Origin of the sequence: Tolypothrix sp. FACHB-123, assembly GCF_014697075.1 — a bacterium.
GTDB lineage: Bacteria > Cyanobacteriota > Cyanobacteriia > Cyanobacteriales > Nostocaceae > Aulosira.
The window spans coordinates 1-2,611 of record NZ_JACJRE010000148.1 but is presented as its reverse complement, the minus strand read 5'-3'; the positions used below and the strand labels follow the sequence as shown (position 1 = coordinate 2,611).

2 protein-coding genes are annotated in these 2,611 nt (G+C 38.5%); both read right to left on the bottom strand.

From position 1 onward, the window contains the following. Window positions 1–62: 62 nt before the first annotated feature. Window positions 63–1,517: an NACHT domain-containing NTPase gene (locus tag H6G41_RS34375; protein ID WP_190752855.1), complete on the bottom strand. Its 1,455-nt coding sequence runs from the start codon at window positions 1,515–1,517 to the stop codon at window positions 63–65. A 44-nt stretch (window positions 1,518–1,561) separates the two neighbouring features. Further along, entirely contained in the window at window positions 1,562–2,506 is a 945-nt protein-coding gene (locus tag H6G41_RS34370) for a CHAT domain-containing protein (RefSeq protein WP_242038160.1), read from the bottom strand. Between the last annotated feature and the right edge of the window lie 105 nt (window positions 2,507–2,611).

The window sequence follows — 2,611 nt, the reverse complement described above, 5'->3', positions numbered from 1 at the left end:
AATAAATCGCCTTGAATAAAGATAAACCTCTATGGTTACGCTTGGTTTTTAAACTAAACTGTTTAGTTTGCACTTGGTGACAGCTTCGCCAGCTCTTCCCCAAATAACAGCCATAAAGACAGTACATAATTAAGTAGGTTTTTGTTGATGTTGTTAAAAGTTATTCTTTCTATTGGCTCTATTTTTTGATAAACAAACCCTAAAATCAGTCCAAAAAGCCCAGAATTAAGTCCAGAATTAAGCCCTAAAATCAGTCCTATAATCAGCCCAAAAAGCCCTATAATCAGCCCAAAAATCAACCTATATTTAAGTATTTTAAATTTATAATTTAAAAATGCTGGCTGCATTTCTTCAATCAAAAACTCCGTTTTCGATTCTAACTGCATTTGATGAGCTAACCAAACAAGCCACATTCGCGTTTTTCTAGTATTCGGAGGTTTGGTCTTAAAATATGCCCTACTGTTAATATCCCGTGTCAACATCCGCCCTACATAGGCATCTAACAAATACTGAATCCGGTCTGCTGTAGAGTTCAAAAGCTGCCATTCTTCAACAGATATTTCTTGAGATGATAAAACAGTTATACTAATTAGTAAAGGAGTTTTAACTAACTCTAGTAAGTCTAAGTCGCTACTGATGGTTGACCAAAGTTCTATATAATTTATCGAATTTAGATAATCAAAAATTTGATTGTTGGTTAAAGGCTGTAAGTAAATAGCCCCATTTAGTTGTAATTGAGAAGCGTAGTTACTATATTCTTCACTCCGACTACAAACAACGAGATAAAGCGGTCTAGTTTCACTAGCTAAAAACTGATTGATTGCATTAACACAAAGTTCTTGGCGCTGTGGTTCAAGTTCATCCAAACCATCAAGCATTGGTAGTAATTGGTGATTGTTTACCCACTCTTGACCAAGCTTTTTTGAGACACCATATTTAGATTTGAGTTCTGCCACCAACCAATCAGTTATAGATTGTCGGTCATCTTTCCACGAGGACAAGTTGAATAAAACTGGAACTGGATATTCAGGCTGTTCTTGGGCACGTTTAATTAATTCTTGAGCCAGTTCTAATTGGGTAGTCGTTTTCCCAGAACCCGGATTACCTAAAATTAAAAGTTTACCTGCAATTTCTTGGGAGTCAAAAACTTGCAAAATTGTTGTGGTGTTTGGGAGAGGTTCAGCAGGCTTTAAGCCAATTCTTATATCTGCATCCCAAGGGCGTTTTACCTGCTGGGGTTGTGATTCCATCCCCAAATTAATCAGCACGGCATTGTGTAGAGATTGCCTTAACCGCGCTGTAACTTCTTCCTTGACTGTGGCTAGTAATATCCGCTCGTTCTTTGGTCGAGCAGGGTTGCCTATTGGTGTTGTTGTCTGCTGCCCAAAGAAAAAATTTAAGATATCGCCGCCTATACGCCCAGCATTAACGTTCTCAGCATTAATCAACCCGCCGCCAAATTGGGAGTTGCGTAAGTCAGTATTGGAGACTTCTTTCTGGTCTTCTGACTCTGGCATAGGTGAATTTTGGTGTTATTGGTTGTCTTTCTTAAGAAAGCAAATCACTGTTTCTTGATGAGTACGGGAGTTAAATGTTCTGGAATTCCATCTAGTTGAATAACGCTGCACCCCAGTTTATAAGCAAATTCAACTCCTTCTCCAGCCCCAAGAGCATTGTAAAACCCTGTTGCAAATTTGACTGCTGCTTTATCGCCAATTTCCTTATTCATTCCAATTACATAAGGAATATGTTTTGCGATCGCACTTGCTTGCACTTCCGAGTAACAGGCGTTGAGAACAACACACTCAATTGTGGTGGAGAATAACTCAAAGAGTTTAGCCAAGGCTACTGTGTCCACTAATTTCAAATTTCCTGCTTCATCCTCCAGGGCTAAACCATCATCCCCTGAACCATGACCGCTAAAATGGACAATTTGGGGTTTGAAGTCTAATAGTGCTTGGTAAACGTCCTGAACACGTACAGCCCAGCGTTGCTTGATGTCGAATAGTTCCCGTTTTTTAGCTCGTTGTAATCCAGCGTCTATTTCTCGTATCTCTTCATCCAATCGCAATTGTGAAGTGTTCTTAGGATTGGATGCCAGAATTAAAATAGTTTTGACCGCAGAATTGTTAGTTTCTGCTTGTGCTACCTTCTGCTGTTGTTGACCATAGTTTGTGATATCACCACCGATTTGTTCAGCATCTACTGTATCGGCATTGACTAAACCGCCCCCAAATTGAGCGCCTTGCAAGTTGAAGTTAGATTGTTTTTTAGAACCTTCTGGCATTATAGTATCACCTTGATTAGTATAAGTTTCAACATAAAAACTAGGACGTTCAAGTGTCGTAGTTATCATAGTTTCTAATCTACTGATGTGGTATTCTTTTTCTGCTATTAATGCTTGAAAATCTTTTTCTGCTATTGCTTTAAGTTGGTTATAGTTTACAAAATATTCTTTACTCAATTCAGATTTATTAGCTGTTGCTGCTGTTTTAGCCCGAAGCAAGATTCTGACTTTTCACGGGATGTGGAAAAGAAAGAGTGGTTCGCGATAGATTATCGCGAACCACTTCCTATTCTTTATTATATTTGGAAGTTTCTTCGACTAAAT

Excerpts from the sequence above, each read along its gene's own strand:
- H6G41_RS34375 (WP_190752855.1), bottom strand. The coding sequence starts at position 1,517 with ATGCCAGAGTCAGAAGACCAGAAAGAAGTCTCCAATACTGACTTACGC.